We start from the raw sequence: 16,259 nt of genomic DNA, 5'->3' as shown, positions 1-16,259 counted from the left end.
AAACTGGTTTAAAAACTCCGTCTTTCCCGATTAGCACGAAAGAGTAGCTCTCTCCATTCTGGAGCCAGAAGATTTTCAATAAGTTTTTCGGCTTCTTTTTTCTGAATACGAACCTTAGCATCGGTAATCTGCAGCCACAGCGGTATCCCCTGCCCCTGACGGGGAGTCAAAGTATAAAGCAGATTCATGGCCAGGGGTATTTTCCCTCTTTGTTCTGCCAGAAAATCACACCCTACCGCCTGCGGCACACTTCCCATCCTTGCAAAAACAGTATTATAATTCTTTTTTAAATGGCACCCCTCATTAAAAAACAGGTATTCCCCTTTTTTAAGAAGCCCAAATAAAATTTCCCGGTCATATATGCGCACGCGGTTTTTGATGTTTAAATCCAGCCATTTTGCCAAAACAGAGGTGGCTACTTCTTCGATTATCCCTGTCAGAATTATGTCATTCTCCAGGCAAAAGCTGTAAAGCTCCTGCCACTCCTCAAAATGGTCAAAAAGTAAAAATCCTCCATCCAGCATGAGAAGGAAAGGCTTATATTCCTTTACTATCTCCAAAGCAGTCACAACCTCTATATGAGCCAGTTCTTCCTTAAGATACAAGCGATAAGCCTCTTCCTCGGTTATGCCTTCCATTTCGCTCCTTACCCGTATCTTACAAGCTACCTCTTGACTCAGCGGGGTTATAACAATGCTCTTTTCCACATCATCCCTGCCTGTACATTTTCCTAAAGCCCTCATCAAAACCAGGCTGTAGGGATAAAAAGAAGCATACTCAACCCTTGAGCCATCAACAGCCGCAATAACCCTTTCTCCGGTTATCTTTTTAAGTTCAAACGCCTCCAGTTTCTCAGCAAATACAAACCTCCCCCACCTTTCAAGCTTTTCCCTGAGCTCCCCTGGAGGAGGAATTTCTTCATGACTCCTCTTCATCCATCCGTCAAACTGTTGTAAACCTTTTATAAGCTGTACATCCCACATAAAACCTTTCTCCCAAACCAAACATTTATTCTATTATTTATTCTATTATAAATAAAAATCCTGCTTTAAGAGCAGGAAAATTTTAAATTTACTTGGCAAACTAAATTAAATATAATAGTACATGGACTTTAAAGGGAAAAAGAAAGGAGATCAGCGTGCAGGCAGGAATAATCCTTATCATAATTGGTTTAACTGGAATGTTATATGGTTATATGGCTTATAAAAAAGCTGATTCCAGCCTTACCGAAATAAAAAAGGAAGATTTGGTGAGCTATTACCTGGAATTAGCCCTTCATCTTATTCCCGCACCTTTCTGGTGCTTTCTGGGCGGGATAATCTTTATACTTGTTGGAATAATAGTTACAATAATTGCTGCCATCTTAAGATAAATTTTTCAGTCTATAAGCAATATACGGGCACCGGCTGCCAAAAGAGCAATACCCAGGAGATCTAAATAATGGAATTCATATTTTTTCATGCCAAAAGCTCCTGACGCGTCAATTAAAACAGCAGTCAAAACCTGAGCTACAATAATAGCTGTAGTAGCGTTGCCTACGCCGATTTTCGGTATACTGCGGGCAACTGCATAGATTATAACTACATTGAGCAAGCCACCCAAAAAAGCATACCACGGGACTTGTCCTATTTTGGCAAAACTGCTCATCTTGGCTCCTATGACCAGCATAATAACCAGGGTAGATACTGTACCTATGATGTGGACCAAAAGAGTAGAATGCCATATTCCCAATGCTTTACCTAAGGCCGCATTAAAAGTTCCCTGCAGAGCCATGGCTGCTCCTGACAAAGCTGCCAGTGCTAAAAAAAATAAATCATGCATCTTAAATTAACCCCTTATACATTTTTAAATTATTTTTAGCCAGGCAAATTATTTTATACCATTAATCACAAAAATGTTGCCAGTAAAATGATAAGTACTCCCAGATAAAACCCTTTTCTGCTGGCTTTTTTGCCTCTCAGCGCAGCCTTGGGCCAAAGCTGAAATACGACAAGATAGAGCATTATGCCAGAAGCCAGACCCAACAAAAAAGGCAATATTCCTGGAAGCAGCAAAACTATGCCTTTGCCTATGATAGTCCCCAAAGGGGTTATCATACCTACCAGAAGAGTCTGCCCTAAAATTTTTATAGGGCTTAAACCCGCCATAATCAAAGGAGCAGCAATAGCCATACCTTCCGGTATATTATGAATACCTATAGCCATAGCGATTACTAAACCGGTTCTCTCTTTCATTTCATGCCCCAAAGCAATAGCCATGCCTTCCGGTAAATCATGCATAGCTATTCCCAGCATTATTAAATAGCCAAGTCCAATTAAGGTTTGTTTTTTAAAAAGATTCCTAAATAAAAAATGCTCCAGCAAAAAAAGCAAAAATATCCCGGTTGCCATCCCGTATATTCCTTTTAGCCAGCCTGGAAAAAACAAAAAAGAAGGTATCAGGTCAAAAAATACTACTCCTACCATAACCCCGGAAGCCAATCCTAAAAATACAGCCAGGCTTTTATCATCCCAATCCCTCTTTATAAAAAGCAAAAGGGCTCCCACAGCAGTACACAGTCCAGCCCCCACGCTCATTAAAAACAAATTATCTACCTGCATAAAATTCCCCGCTAAACCTGGTTTTTTACATATTTATGCCTTATATTTAGATATAATACAGCAAAAACCGAGGAGGGAAAGAAGTGTTTAAACTGGAAGTCAGCAGTAAAAACAAGGAAGAACTCATCGATATAACCCCCGAAATTGCGCGTTTAGTTTCTGAATACGGCCAAAATGCCAAACTCTGCATTGTATACATTCCCCATACTACGGCTGCCATAACTATTAATGAAAATGCTGACCCTGATGTGAAAAAGGATATAATAAAAGGGCTTGGCTTGCTGATTCCATCTACCCTCCCCTTTAAGCACGTAGAAGGCAACTCAGATGCCCACATAAAAGCAAGCCTTTTAGGTTTCTCCCAGATTATTCTGGTAGAAAACGGAAAACTTATGCTTGGCACCTGGCAAGGAATACTTTTCGCTGAATTTGACGGCCCTCGCAGGCGGCAAGTCTGGGTACAGCTTATATAAATTTAGTAATAAAAAAACTAACCTCCTCATAATTTTGTCATGAGGAGGTGTTTATAATGAAATTAAAAACTTCGGTTGAAGTAAAGGCTCTCGGCAAAGCCCTGGCCCTCTCTTTAATTTTATGCCTGCTTACAGGTACTATAATCTATTATACCAACCTTAAAGAAACTTTACTTGCCCCTCTAGGTAAGATAATTATTATCATTGCCATATTTACTGCCGCCTGTTCCATAACAAAATTCTACGGCAATCGTGGACTGATAAGAGGAATAAGCACCGGAATAGCATTCTTTATTCTCATGTTTATAGCTACTCTGCTTTTTAACAACTCTACCATAAACATGGCTTCCTTTTTTTACACCCTGTTGCTATGTATAATAGCAGGAGGTTTGGGAGGGATTCTGGGTATCGGCCTTAGCGATTAAAGACATAGTTTGGAGAGACACCATAAAATTAAGCCCACCAGGATTAAACTAATTCCCATCACCATACGCCAGGTAAACACAGGCATCCCTCCCTTTTCGTTTTTATCTAAAAATCTCTAACTCCACAGCTTTAAAAGCAAATTACGCAAAAAATTAGGAATCCTTATATAATATACCTTCATCCTGCAAGTCTCCTTTCGTTAAAAGGTTTTTTGTCAATTTATATTATGAATGATACAGTAAAAAGGTTACGATTTAACTGTAAAGTTAGTAAAAATTAATCATATAATAAATTCCGATTTTTCACGGAGAACCTTTGCCAAATACTCTTTTTTTATTTTTTCGACATTATTAATAGGGATATTATTTTTAAAAACCTCCCCATAAGCTTTCTTCTCTATCCTGCTGTCCAGAACAATTACTATTCCCCGATCCTGTTCACTGCGTATAAGCCTTCCTACTCCCTGTTTAAAACGAATTACCGCGTCAGGCAGCATAAAGCTGGTAAATGGATTCCGTCCCTGTAAGCTGAAATAAAGGCTGGAAGCCCTGGTAAAAGGCTCATCAGGAGAGCGAAAGGGAAGTTTGGTAATAATAAGGCATTTTAAAAGTTCCCCTTTTAAATCTATTCCTTCCCAGAAGGTATCAAGTCCCATCAAGACGGCATTTGGATAGTTTATGTACTCATTTACCAGGGCAGTTGATTCTCCATCTTCATTCTGTACCAAAAGCTTAACTCCCTTATCTATGCAGATAGGTCGCAGAATTTGGGAAGCCTTTTTCATCTGCATCTGGGAAGTAAAAAGTATAAGAATACGTCCCGGCAAAAAGTCTAATACCCTTAAAACAACTTCAGCCAGTTCCTTATTAAATCCCGCCTCATCCGGAAACGGCATATCTTCCAGAATATACATAAAAGCCTGTTCTTCATATATGAAAGGAGATTTCACAACCAGGGTGTTAAGCCTTCCTTCTTCATTTACAAAAGAAAGCCCATTTTTAGATATAAAATAAGAAAAATCCCCCTCTACAGCCAGAGTAGCAGAAACCATAATCAAGCTTTTAAGTTTTTTATAAAGCTTCTCATACAAAATATCTCCTGCAGATATGGAGGAGGAAGAAATGGTCCTTACCCTTTCCGTATTAAACTGAAACCATATTATCCTGTCACTTCGCTGTATATCTTCTTCCAGAAGGATGAAAATTTTATCCAGCTCATGCCTCAAGTTTTGCGCAAAAATATCTAATTCTATAAATTCATCGCTTTCTTTAATCTCCGATAATAAATCCTCTATCTTAAAACTTATTAACTGCAGGGTGTCATACCATTCCAGATAAAGTTTAGAAAAATCTTCATTAAAAAAGAGTATTTTTTCATTTTCCTCCAAAACTCTGCTGAATCCTGTATTTTCAAAGCTGAAAAAGTTCGCAGCAAACCAGGCACTGACTTCTTCCGTTAAGCGTATTCCCCTATCTACCAACATTTCCAGCTCTCCTATTAGCATCTGCAAAAGCGGGAAAGAACGTCTGAGATGGGCAAGATAACCCTTTTCCCACTTTAAATCCCTGTAGTAGAGAGCGTAAAGTAAATCCTGCAAATCAGAAAATGTAAAAGACACGGATAATTTATCAAAAGCCTCCCGGTCAAAACTGTGAGCTTCATCAATTATCAAATATTCATATTCAGGCAAGATTTTATTTTCCAGCATAATATCAGACAGGAGAAAAGCATGGTTGGTAACTATAATATCAGCTTTGTGTATCTTTTTAATCATTTTTAAACGGAAACATTTTTCCTGATGGGGACAATTTTCCTTAAGACAGTTTTGGCGGTCAGCAGCTACTATACTCCAGTTTTTAAGCAGGCTGCTTTCTACCATAATCTCCTTGCGGTCTCCTGTTGTCGTCTGTTCTGCCCACCACATTATTTTTTCTATTAATGTCAGCTCTTCTTTTTCCAGTCTTTTTTTCCCCGCTATAATCTGATTATATTTATGCCAGCACAAAAAATTTTCCCGCCCTTTAGCTTCTGCATAACTAAAATCAGTATCTAAAACCTTTTGCAAAGCTGGCAAATCTTTTTCTATGAGCTGCTGCTGCAGGGCTTTAGTTTTCGTGGATATTACTACCTTTTTCTTTTCTTCGGCTGCCCATAAAATAGCAGGGATAAGATAGGCAAAACTTTTTCCTATGCCGGTACCTGCTTCTGCCACCAAAAATTCCTCGTCAGAAAAAGCACTGGCAATAGCCAAACTCAAATCCACCTGTTCTTTTCTGTATACATAATCAGGGATTATCTCATTAATTTTGCCCTCTTTTTGAAAAATGTTTATAATTTTCTCTTCCCATCTTCTCATATTGACTATCCTTTCACCTGTCAACATCAGACCAAGGGGACAGTTCTTGTGGTCCCTTAAGGTACAACAAGAACTGTCCCCTTACATTTCTACTTTAGTTACTTTATTTTTCTTTCCCTCTTTTTCTACCCTGAAAATCCCTTCTACTGGCACTTTATTTTCTATCAAATGATTGTAATACTTTTCTATATTTTCCAGGCTCAATTTGACTGACAATCCGCAGCTGCTGGAAATTTCCCGTAAAGTAGGCACTATCAAAAATTCAGCCTCTAAAGATTTTAAAACCTTTTCGGCTTTCAGGGCATGTGAGGTGGTATTGAAAGTAAAAAGGCAATATTTTTCTGCTTTCATAAGGCTTTGCATAATCCAGCATCCACTCCTATTTCAAAGATATTTCGCCTATTTTAAAAAAAGTTCCCTGGCTTTTGGCTATAAGCTTGCCTTCGGCATAAACTTCTGCCTCTGCGAAAAGTAAATTTTTTCCTGTTTTTAAAACCCTGCCTTCAGCTTCCACCTTAACCCCCTGCTCAGGTGCAGATATAAAACTTACCGCTATATCAGCCGTAACCCCTTTTATTCCCATACTTCTTATAGCATTGCCCATAGCCGCATCAGCCAAAGTAACAATAAGCCCTCCATGCACTATCCCCAGGGCATTCAAATGGTCATTCTGTGGCAAAACACTTAAAACCGCACATCCCTTTTTTATTCTTTCTAATTTTATTCCTATCAAGTTATAAAAAGGGGTATCAGATATAGTATTACATATATATTCATATAATCCCGGTTCAAGATTTTCATTAACTGACAAATCTCATCTACTCCTCATATTTTGATAATACCTTAATTAAAAATTATAACATATAAACAAACAGAAACCACTATGCCAAAACACTAAATGATTTATAAGCAGATCTTTAAAGCAATTCATGCCTAAAATAAAAAAACGGGCCCTACTTTTATTCGTAGGCCCGTTTTTTACCTTAAATTTAATTTTTTATCAATTATGCCCAGGAGTCCTCTTTGGCTGCATTCTGTCCAGCAATACGCCCAAATACTACACAATCTGCCATGGCTACTCCACCTAAACGGCAGGCTCCATGAGTCCCTCCAGTAACTTCACCTGCTGCATATAACCCTTTGATCGGCTTGAAGTCCTGATTTATTACCTGAGCTTTTTCATTTACAGCTAAGCCGCCCATACAGTGATGTACTTTAGGCCACAGCCTGCATACATAGAAAGGAGGTTCGCCCATCGGTTTGGCATCTTTCGGTATAAGAATGTCAAAATCATCATCCTTGCCCTTCTGCAGGAAGGAATTAAAGCGGGCAATTTCCTGCAGGAAAGGCTGCAGCGGTATATTATATGCCTTAGCCACCTCTTCCAGGCTGTTGAACTTCTTGATCGCTCCGTTTTTCATACCGCCTTCCAGTATATCAGGACGTACCATCTTATTTACTGCCCAGGAATCAGCTACATGAATTACAGGATGCCCCAGGAGAACCATAGCATCTGCTCTGCGTTTGCGGTCAGTAGTTTCACTAACAAAACGCTTTCCTGTTTCAGGGTCAATTATAGGCCCATACCCTATAACCTTTTCAGAAAACTGCGGAACATAGCCAAAACCTTTTTCATCAGGGCTTGACCAGGGGCCAAGCTGAATCTGGTCAAGTTGAACATCCATAGCACCAATCTTTAAGGCAGCCCGCAAAGCTTCACCAGTTGCACCCATCTGGTTTGTACTGTCAAAAGCTTCTGTTAGCCGTGGATCCTGCATCATACGCATCTGAATGTCCCTTGAAAATCCGCCAGAAGCTAGAACTACAGCCTTGTTGGCTTTTATGTAACGAAGAGTTCCGCTGTTTTCATCTCCAAAATTATAGCCATCTCTTATTTCTATTCCAATTACCCTGCCGTCTTTGTCTACAATCAAGCGTTCCATCTTCCGGCGTACTTCTGGCCCTGCACCTAATTCTTTAAGTTTTTTAAACATCCTTGAGATCAGCATAGAGCCAGAGTGGCCATCTGATTCGTGGGATCTGGGTACTGAATGTCCACCATGGAATACTATACGGGTAAATTTGGCTCCTAAATAATTTATAGCCCACTCTAAAGCATCATTGGAATTTTCAGCTACAATTTTAGCTTTTTTGACATCATTCAGATATAATCCAGCTTTTAACATATCCTGCAGCATAAGCTCCGGAGAATCTTCAATTCCCGCCGCTTTCTGCATCTTGGTTCCGCAAGCAGAAAAGTCGCCACCATTGATAATAGAGTTACCTCCTGCCGTCGGCATCTTTTCAATAATCTTGACACTGGCCTTGGCATTCAGCGCTTCGATGGCAGCTGCACAGGCAGCGAACCCAGAGCCCACAATTACTACATCTGCTGATTCATCCCATTTTATCGACTTGGTGGAATCACTGTTTCCGCAGCCAGGTAATACAGTTGCTCCCGCTACAACCAAACCTGTAGTAGCCATTCCTTTAATAAAATCCCGGCGTCCCATAGACTTGTCCATCATTTTTATCAGCCTCCTTAAAGCTATTTACTTTAAATCTGTGCGTTCCCCACATTCCAGTTGGAATCCAGTTCCTTAAACCAGGTAAAATCATGACACTGAGCACAATAAACTTCCGACTGCCTGTGTGCTTTATGGCAAAGGGTGCAATCGATTTGCCCCAGATGCGAATCATGGGGGTTTGATTGTTCAAAATTAGTAGCCAGTTTTACTTTATCAAAATCTTGTTCGTGACACTTAAGACAAAGTTCAGCGGGAAAATTAATCTGTTTTAAAGGAGTTGAGTAATTTCCTGTGATATAATTCATCCCTTCCTTGGCCTTTTCCAGATAGCTTTTCTGGTGGCAATCAAGACACTCAACCCCCTGGGTTTTATGCTTGGCAGCTAAAAGACTTCCACTTGACCAGCTTTCATAATAAGGCTTAATAATATGACAGGTTCCACAAAAAGATGGATTTTTACTTACATGAATTAATGTAAAACCACCTCCCAGTCCTATTACCAATATGGCTGCTATAATAACCAGCAAAGTTTTTGATTTTTTACTGCCACCATTTTTTCCCCCTTTATTTTCCATGTCATTCATCTTATATCACCTCCCTCCCATTTTTAAATCTCAACCATGCCAAAACTATCCATGAGGAAAGTTTAAAATAGTTTACTTTTTTCGACCCTGTAAATCCTTTGTGACTTTGTACAAAAAAGAACATGCAGATTTTGTCGCCCACTACAACTTTTTTTCATTTATTATGGTTAATATAGAGAAAGTACGAATTTTATGAAAACACTAGTAGAGAAAGTACGAACTTTATCAAAATGTTATCTACTGCAGTCAGAAGAACAAAATAACCGGGGTATAACCAGCAGGATTGGCAGGTGAAGTTAATAATGACGGGAATCCCCGACAGGAAAGGAAAAGATTTTTGGGTTGAAGTAGTCCTCGAAAACAAGGATTTAGCAGAGATTACTAATTATCTTCAATCAATTACCGATAAGCCAGTTATCATAACCGACCATTACGGAAAAATTTATTCCCACAGTTCTGAGGTAAAAATTGTTTCCCCTGATGATCTTTTTACAGATATACCTTACATAACTATAGCTTCCTGCAAACAAAATTATTTTTATTATAATCAAAACCTGCAAAAGCTTTATTATTATACGGGATTTACAGAAAAAGATGCCTGTATCATAGTAATGAACATTGAAAATCCTGTCTGTGCCGAAAAATGGGAAGAATACTTTGATGATGTGTCAGTAGCCATAAAGGTTTATATTTACCTGACCAAGGAAAAAGAGAAAACACGAAACCATTTAACCCACCAGCTGATAGAAGATATTCTGATTCGCAATGCCTGTAATATCAAAGATATTGCCAAACAATACAACTGGATGATAGATCTAAACAAGTTGTATTATGTAGCTGTTCTGGAACCGGAACCAATTGCCGAAACAAAATTATATATATTGCATGAACATGCAAAAGAATGGCTAAAACATAGCAATCTTGACATTATCTGCTCAATATGGAACAACAGGTATATCGTTTTTCTGTGTCCTACCCATTTCGATGCCCAAACCTTGGAAGCGGATCAAGGCTGGGACAGACACTTGAATAACATAAGAAGACATCAAAGAGATATAGCAAATCGTTTCAATATCTCCGCATCTTTTGGTATAGGCAGAAAATATCCTTTATCAGAAGTACACAAAAGCTATCAAGAAGCTCTTATAGCCCTTAATATTTCCAAATTAACCGGTAAAAGGCATTTTGTTAAGCATTTTTTAGATCTTGGCCTGTTTACTATCCTCAATTATGAGGATTCAGAGCTTGCAAAACAATTTTGCAGGTCAGTTCTGGGAAAGCTTCTGGATTATGACAGCACTTCCAAAGGCGAACTGCTGTTAACACTTAAAAATTTATTCGATACCAATTTTGACAGCAATGAAACAGCCAAAAAAATGTATATTCATTCCAATACTTTAAGATACCGAATGAAAAAAATTGAAGAACTTACTAACATGAAGCTGGAAAAAATAGAAGACCGACTTAATCTTTTTGTTGCCGTAAAATTATATGATCTTCTGATTAACAGCGGCCTTTTTAAATAAAAACAACGCCGAATAATTAAAAGTACTACACTGCATTACCTTCAGCAGAGGAGAAAATAAACGGATGAGGAAATTTTATTACTATATCTCTTCGATGAAAACTGGCCTGGGGCTTTTAGGTCTTATTATCCTTGTTTCTGCCGCTGGTTCTTCTTTAAGACCAGACACTTTTTTTCATTCTTCACTTTTTAAAATTCTGCTGCTGTTTTTATTTATAAACATGGTTTTATGTACAGTAAACCGTGTTTTTCTATACACCAAAATATATCCCAAAATCCGGGAGAAAAATAAAGTTTACCTTCTGTATCATCTGGGCATACTGCTTCTTCATGCAGGAATAGTAATAATCCTTATAGGTGGGGCAATAAATGCATATGGAGGAAAATCAATCTTAGTTCCTATTACAGAAGGGGAAAAAATTGAGGTGTCAAACCTGGTTCAGGCCAAAAAAACTTTCGCCATAAGGCTTGATAAATTCGAAATTGTTTACTATCCTGATGGTTCACCATCCCAATATAACTCATACATAAGCATTTTAGAAAATGACAAAGAAATAAATCGATACCAGATTTCTGTAAATCACCCTTTGAAATATGCAGGAATAAAAGCTTACCAGCAAAGCTTTGGGCATCTGATCAAAGCTGAAATAATAAATACAAAAGGAAAAAGTCGTACTGAATCCTTAAAGGAAGGGGATTTTATACTTGTACCTGAAACAGACAGAAGGATAAAGGCATACCGGTATGTACCTAATTTTGACCCTAGATATGGTATCAATACTAAAACACTCAGACCTGATAATCCCAGGATAATTTATTCTGTTTATGAAAAAGATAAAATGCTCGGAGTGGGAGTTGCTTCATTTGGCGAGAAAGTTCAGGTTAGCAAAAATTATTATGTAGTATTTAAAGAAGTGCAACCTTTTACTGTGCTAAAAATAAAGTCAGATCCTGGCTTGCCTTTCGCTATGATGGGAGCATTACTGCTTATATTGGGAATAATCGTAGTATTTTTATGCAATCCGGTTATAAAAAAATAACCAGCCATATTTACACTGGTCAATAATAATTTCTAAACAATAGTTATTACAAGCAACGAAAGAGGTAAGATAAAAAATGTTCGTACAAGAAAAAACATGGCTACTTATTTCCTTAATATCCTATGCTACAGCCTGCTTATGTTACTTCCTGGCTTTAAAAAATATTAAAGCATCCCGCCTGGCTTTTATTATTTCAACAGCGGGTCTTGCGGTAAACATTTTAACTCTCATAAAACGTGCAGCAATAGGCGTAAGGCTCCCTTTATCTAACGGCTATGAGTTTCTATTATGTTTTACGAGTCTTATGGTACTGATGTATTTGATATATGAATTGAAAAGCAAAAACAAAACATCTGGCGGGCCATTAATGCTGATAGCAACTCTTCTTTTGCTGTCAATTTTCTTACTAATGCCTGACCAAATCAATAATTTGTCTCCATTAATGCCTGCCCTCAAAAGCCCCTGGCTGGCATCGCATGTTCTGACTGCGGCACTGGCTTATGGTGGTTTTGCACTGGCAGCAGCTCTGGCATTAATTGAGATTAAGTTTTCCCTGCCTCCCATCAACCGCCATACAGTATACAAAATAATACTGTTCAGTTTTACCATGCTGTCCCTTTCTATCATACTGGGAGCTATCTGGGCAGAACAAGCCTGGGGCAGTTACTGGAGCTGGGATCCCAAAGAAACATGGGCACTTATAACCTGGATAATATATGCCATCTATATACATATGTACAGGCAGAGAAAATTTAAACAGCGGGATGCTGCCCTGGTAGTAATTGCAGGTTTTGTAATCGTTCTCTTTACCTTTTTTGGTGTCAATTACCTTATGAGCGGTCTGCACAGCTATGCATAACTATAAATTTATCGCTAAAACGCCTTTCCTCACCCCCTTACTTTATATATAAATTTTATACAAATTTTAAAAAAGCCCTTAGCTATAAATGCTAAGGGCTTTTTATCATTAAAATAATCATCAGATTTTTTCATATACGGCAAAAAGCTGCAAGGCTACTTTGTCAAAAGATTTTTGTTTGAGTTCTTCAGCCAGCTCTCTGTCCGGGGATTTTTCTGCAATATTTAAAAATTCTTCATAAGTTATATAATCGAAGGGAATTACCTCCACTTCTTTAAAACCATGCCTTGAAAAAATGTCATTAAGGATTTCCCGGTCAAAATGGTGCATATGAAGCATGGCCGGGAACAAAGTCCCTTCTATGCTTTCATGGATATGCTGTTCCAATTCTCCATAACGGGTAGGAGCCGTTATAAAAACTTGTCCTCCCGGTTTTAATACACGGGCAAATTCTTTAACTATAGCCACCGGGTCATAAGTATGTTCCAGAACATCCAGGCAATTAATAAAATCGAAAAATAATGGCTCATAAGGTAGATTATCAAGGCTTCCCCAGGTAAAGTGCACAGCTTTGGGTTTTTCACTCAGCAGTTTTTCGGCATTCGGGAATTCATATTCGACATCAATGCCTCCCAGTTCTTTCTGAATAAGGCTTATTATTTGGGGAAAAACTTCTCTTTCTCCCCTTTTCATCATCTCTGCCAGGGCATTGGCCCTTTTAAGCCTTGCCTGACAGGCATCCAGAGAATATACCTCCATATACTGGCTCATTACCAGAGTAGCAAAACCTGCTCCACATCCGCCATCCAAAACCTTCCCCGTTTTTCCCTTAATGCGGGGATAAACATACTGCAAAAATGAGCTTTCTCCTCCGGAAGAAAAGTTTTGCAGAGCAATAACTTCATTTAAAGTAAAAAGCTCATTCTGATTTAAATTAGATCCAATTTCTTTTCTAAACCAGTTGCGCAAAGCTACGTCATCTTTAAGCTTCTGTTTTACTTCCTCATAGGATGAAGCATTACATGCGGAAAACACCTTTTTCTTTTCCTCTTCTGTTAAAGTATCCCACACATAGCCAAGGAAAAAGTCAAAACATACATTGTTATGAACATTGAAAAGAATAGCTTGACGAGGATTTTCCCGGCAAAGGTTAAAAGAAACCGAGTAAAAATCCAGCAAAAACTTTAAGGCTTCTTCATCATGTCGGCTGAACATTTCTGCATAAGCTTCTGCCAGGTTTTCCTCTCCTGGCAAAAGGCTAGCATAAACCTTTTTTACATCTTCATCTACTACCGAAAAATAATAGTTAAAAAATTCCTTTAAAATCATATAATCCCCTCTCCTATCTCGATTATTTTTGGTAGGCTAGCAATTCTACTACTTTTTCTCTTTCGTCAGATTGCAGGTGTACATCAAACTGCCAGGATATCTCAACCTTTAAACAGGCTTCTCCGTTCTTAAAGGATATTTTAGGCCTTATCGCTAAGCCTGAAGTATGATAACCTAACCTGCTCTGCTCATCATTTACATATCCTTCATAATAATTTTTTACTGCTGGGCTTAAGACTACCTTTTCCATGTTTTCAACTTCTGAAAATCCGTAATTTACCCTGTTAACAAAACTTTCCCCTTTTGCACTCTTTATCTGGCAATAATAACTTATACATCTTGGCCTTTTGAAAACAAAGCTTTCATCTATCAGACTTATATTATCTCCTTCCCGCAGCTGTTTTTCTTCTATATGGTATAAAATCTCTTCTTCTCCCTGGGGGACAATCTTGAGCCAGGCGTGAGGCTTAAATTCTATTTCATCAGAAGGAGAAGCTGAAGTTACAATCTCAGGTATTAAAAAAATCTTTATTTTTTTATTTTCTGGATTACAGAAAGCATTTATAACGCATTTTACTTCACCTTTACTTACCAGGAACTCCTTACTTAAAGCTATGTTATATTCATCTCCATCCTCCAGCACTATTTTCTCCTCTGCAACCAGCTTTATTTTTACTCCCTGTTCCCCTTTTTCAATCTCCGAAATTGTATAGCAGGCATGGGCAAAATTCCCTACAATCCTGGATTTTCCCTCGCTCTCCAGCCATATATCACAGCGCATACTGTGCCGACATACTTCTTTCCTGCCACCTTCACGATAGAACATACAGGCCAAACTGCTTTCGGTTTCTGTAAAAACTAAAGGAATACTTGTTCTGTATATGTCATTATAGGGAACTACACTATCTATATCACGTTCCAATATTCCCCTGATTATCTCCGCCTTATCAATTGCCTCATCATCTATAACCTGATGAAAACTTATACATCCTCCAGCGGGATCAATAACTAAAACCTGTGCCTCATTCCTTACTACTATTTCGTCTATGCCATCATAATCCCAATCTTTTATCTCTAAATATCCTGCATCCTGCATTAAAGGCAAATTATGGGTAATATATTGCAGAAGCCTTTCTGCCATTAATAAATACGTCAATCCCTGCATGTCATAATAAGGTGATGAACCATAGCTCGGATGACGGCTGGCCCATTTAGGGTCTTCCTGATAAACTACATGCCGTACCCGGTTTATAAGTTCATAGCTATGTGCCAGATCAGGGGAAAAATACTGTTCTAAGATACATTTAACTATTTCGTATCTTTCTGCTGAATTTAATACGGCATTTTTAAGCATATATCGCATACTCTCAGGTAAAACCAGGTTTTTACCGCTAAAAAACTCGATAACATAATCTTCAAATTTTAACTGTTTTTCTTCCAAATCGCGCAAACGATTCAAAACTAATCTTAATCTTTCATCACCAAAGACTACTCCCCTTATTCCTCTTTTAGCCGTCCAGTTTTCCCATTCCGTATAACTGTGGCTGCTTCTTACCGGATAAGTATCCAAAAATCCTTGTGATAAAACATAGTCTTTAATACCTGTAAAAGCAAGTTCTTCATCCTGCAAAACCAAATGGAAAAACTCTTTGAGCCATTCAGCATCTCCCACGGGGTCTTTGCTCCACTGGCCAAACTTTTCGGCATCTTCAAATATCACCAGAACCGGTTCTATCACCTTTCCCCATTTTTTACTAAGTTCTCTGGCTCTTTCCAGAGCATCTTTTATATAAAAATAATAATGCGCCGGCCTGGTAACGGTTTTATCTTCATGCGTAAAAGCCCCCCTTTTTAAAAGGTGATATCGATACTTGCTGTGTACAGGGAGAGCAAAATATTCCTGGCCTCCAATCTCATCACGCAGAGCAAAAAAAAGCATCTCCTGGGGGATATGGCTTACAGTAGTCCTGGAATAAGGATCCTTAAATCCAAAATGTTTTAAGCAATAGTCACTTTCGGAACCTGGATAGGCAAAATAGGAATTATAAAAAGTTTCAGCATCCAGGTAATAAAGAGGAAAGGCTCCCAGCTTTCTTGCTGCATAACTCAATTCCTGGAGCAAAAATTCCCCGCCTTCCCGTTCCACAATATGTATTCCCTGCCACTCATCAGCCTCTATATCAAAGAGCTCACGGGTAAGTTCTTCATATTTTTTTATCTGATAAAAAAAATCATCCCGGCGTGAAGAAAGCTGTACAAAAGGCTCATCGGCCAAGCCGCCGATGATGCCTGCTTTTCCCTTTTGCACCAGTTCTTTTATCTTCAAAACAAATTCAGGCTTTTCCCTTTTTACCCAGTACAGAAAAGGACCCGAAAAATGCAGATTTATAAAAAACCCTTCTTTATCTGCAAAAGCTTCCAAAAGGTTAAGCCAGGGCAGATAAGAGTTCTTATATGCTTCTTCCCGCGTTCTATACAATTGAAAATGAGGCTGGTGAAAATGGGGGCAAAATGCTACATAGCCTTTCATAAAACGACC

The 16,259-nt window shown here is 38.5% G+C and carries 16 protein-coding genes; 6 read left to right on the top strand and 10 right to left on the bottom strand.

The window, feature by feature from the left end; genetic code table 11:
- Window positions 1-8: 8 nt before the first annotated feature.
- On the bottom strand, window positions 9-983 hold the full coding sequence (locus tag ACZ42E_RS04950; protein WP_464893339.1) for a DNA double-strand break repair nuclease NurA: 975 nt from the start codon (window positions 981-983) through the stop codon (window positions 9-11).
- A gap of 197 nt (window positions 984-1,180) precedes the next feature.
- Here ACZ42E_RS04950 and ACZ42E_RS04945 point away from each other — a divergent pair, with 197 nt between their 5' ends.
- On the top strand, window positions 1,181-1,372 hold the full coding sequence (locus ACZ42E_RS04945) for a hypothetical protein (RefSeq protein ID WP_464893338.1): 192 nt from the start codon (window positions 1,181-1,183) through the stop codon (window positions 1,370-1,372).
- Between the two features lie 5 nt (window positions 1,373-1,377).
- Here ACZ42E_RS04945 and ACZ42E_RS04940 read toward each other — a convergent pair whose 3' ends face one another.
- A complete protein-coding gene (locus ACZ42E_RS04940; RefSeq protein ID WP_464893337.1) occupies window positions 1,378-1,821 on the bottom strand; it encodes a DMT family transporter in 444 nt (147 codons plus the stop codon).
- 65 nt (window positions 1,822-1,886) lie between these two features.
- Entirely contained in the window at window positions 1,887-2,600 is a 714-nt protein-coding gene (locus tag ACZ42E_RS04935) for a ZIP family metal transporter (RefSeq protein ID WP_464893336.1), read from the bottom strand.
- Window positions 2,601-2,683: 83 nt separating this feature from the next.
- Here ACZ42E_RS04935 and ACZ42E_RS04930 point away from each other — a divergent pair, with 83 nt between their 5' ends.
- On the top strand, window positions 2,684-3,073 hold the full coding sequence (locus ACZ42E_RS04930) for a secondary thiamine-phosphate synthase enzyme YjbQ (protein ID WP_464893335.1): 390 nt from the start codon (window positions 2,684-2,686) through the stop codon (window positions 3,071-3,073).
- Window positions 3,074-3,129: 56 nt separating this feature from the next.
- The gene (locus ACZ42E_RS04925; protein ID WP_464893334.1) at window positions 3,130-3,498 is read left to right on the top strand and encodes a TIGR04086 family membrane protein; all 369 of its coding nucleotides are present in this window, start codon (window positions 3,130-3,132) and stop codon (window positions 3,496-3,498) included.
- 281 nt (window positions 3,499-3,779) lie between these two features.
- Here ACZ42E_RS04925 and ACZ42E_RS04920 read toward each other — a convergent pair whose 3' ends face one another.
- From ACZ42E_RS04920 to ACZ42E_RS04900, 5 genes are all read right to left on the bottom strand, one after another.
- Entirely contained in the window at window positions 3,780-5,882 is a 2,103-nt protein-coding gene (locus tag ACZ42E_RS04920) for an ATP-dependent DNA helicase (RefSeq protein ID WP_464893333.1), read from the bottom strand.
- Between the two features lie 54 nt (window positions 5,883-5,936).
- The gene (locus ACZ42E_RS04915) at window positions 5,937-6,206 is read right to left on the bottom strand and encodes a putative Se/S carrier protein (RefSeq protein ID WP_464893332.1); all 270 of its coding nucleotides are present in this window, start codon (window positions 6,204-6,206) and stop codon (window positions 5,937-5,939) included.
- A 28-nt stretch (window positions 6,207-6,234) separates the two neighbouring features.
- The gene (locus tag ACZ42E_RS04910; protein WP_464893331.1) at window positions 6,235-6,666 is read right to left on the bottom strand and encodes a PaaI family thioesterase; all 432 of its coding nucleotides are present in this window, start codon (window positions 6,664-6,666) and stop codon (window positions 6,235-6,237) included.
- A gap of 193 nt (window positions 6,667-6,859) precedes the next feature.
- Window positions 6,860-8,383: a flavocytochrome c gene (locus tag ACZ42E_RS04905; RefSeq protein ID WP_464893330.1), complete on the bottom strand. Its 1,524-nt coding sequence runs from the start codon at window positions 8,381-8,383 to the stop codon at window positions 6,860-6,862.
- A gap of 29 nt (window positions 8,384-8,412) precedes the next feature.
- A complete protein-coding gene (locus ACZ42E_RS04900; protein ID WP_464893329.1) occupies window positions 8,413-8,967 on the bottom strand; it encodes an ammonia-forming cytochrome c nitrite reductase subunit c552 in 555 nt (184 codons plus the stop codon).
- Window positions 8,968-9,257: 290 nt separating this feature from the next.
- Here ACZ42E_RS04900 and ACZ42E_RS04895 point away from each other — a divergent pair, with 290 nt between their 5' ends.
- The 3 genes from ACZ42E_RS04895 to ccsA all read left to right on the top strand — a co-directional run bounded on the left by ACZ42E_RS04895 (window position 9,258) and on the right by ccsA (window position 12,391).
- A complete protein-coding gene (locus ACZ42E_RS04895) occupies window positions 9,258-10,493 on the top strand; it encodes a PucR family transcriptional regulator (protein ID WP_464893328.1) in 1,236 nt (411 codons plus the stop codon).
- A gap of 94 nt (window positions 10,494-10,587) precedes the next feature.
- Complete coding sequence (locus tag ACZ42E_RS04890) at window positions 10,588-11,532, top strand: cytochrome c biogenesis ResB family protein (protein WP_464893327.1); 945 nt, start codon at window positions 10,588-10,590, stop codon at window positions 11,530-11,532.
- 76 nt (window positions 11,533-11,608) lie between these two features.
- On the top strand, window positions 11,609-12,391 hold the full coding sequence (gene ccsA / locus ACZ42E_RS04885) for a cytochrome c biogenesis protein CcsA (protein ID WP_464893326.1): 783 nt from the start codon (window positions 11,609-11,611) through the stop codon (window positions 12,389-12,391).
- A 120-nt stretch (window positions 12,392-12,511) separates the two neighbouring features.
- On the opposite strand, the gene ACZ42E_RS04880 is transcribed toward ccsA, so the two are convergent.
- The gene (locus ACZ42E_RS04880; protein ID WP_464893325.1) at window positions 12,512-13,720 is read right to left on the bottom strand and encodes a methyltransferase domain-containing protein; all 1,209 of its coding nucleotides are present in this window, start codon (window positions 13,718-13,720) and stop codon (window positions 12,512-12,514) included.
- A gap of 22 nt (window positions 13,721-13,742) precedes the next feature.
- A complete protein-coding gene (locus ACZ42E_RS04875; RefSeq protein ID WP_464893324.1) occupies window positions 13,743-16,250 on the bottom strand; it encodes a hypothetical protein in 2,508 nt (835 codons plus the stop codon).
- Window positions 16,251-16,259 lie beyond the last annotated feature (9 nt).

It is taken from the genome of Thermosyntropha tengcongensis (genome assembly GCF_055381335.1).
The sequence above is the reverse complement of the archived record's forward strand: the minus strand, read 5'-3'. Positions and strand labels throughout refer to the sequence as shown.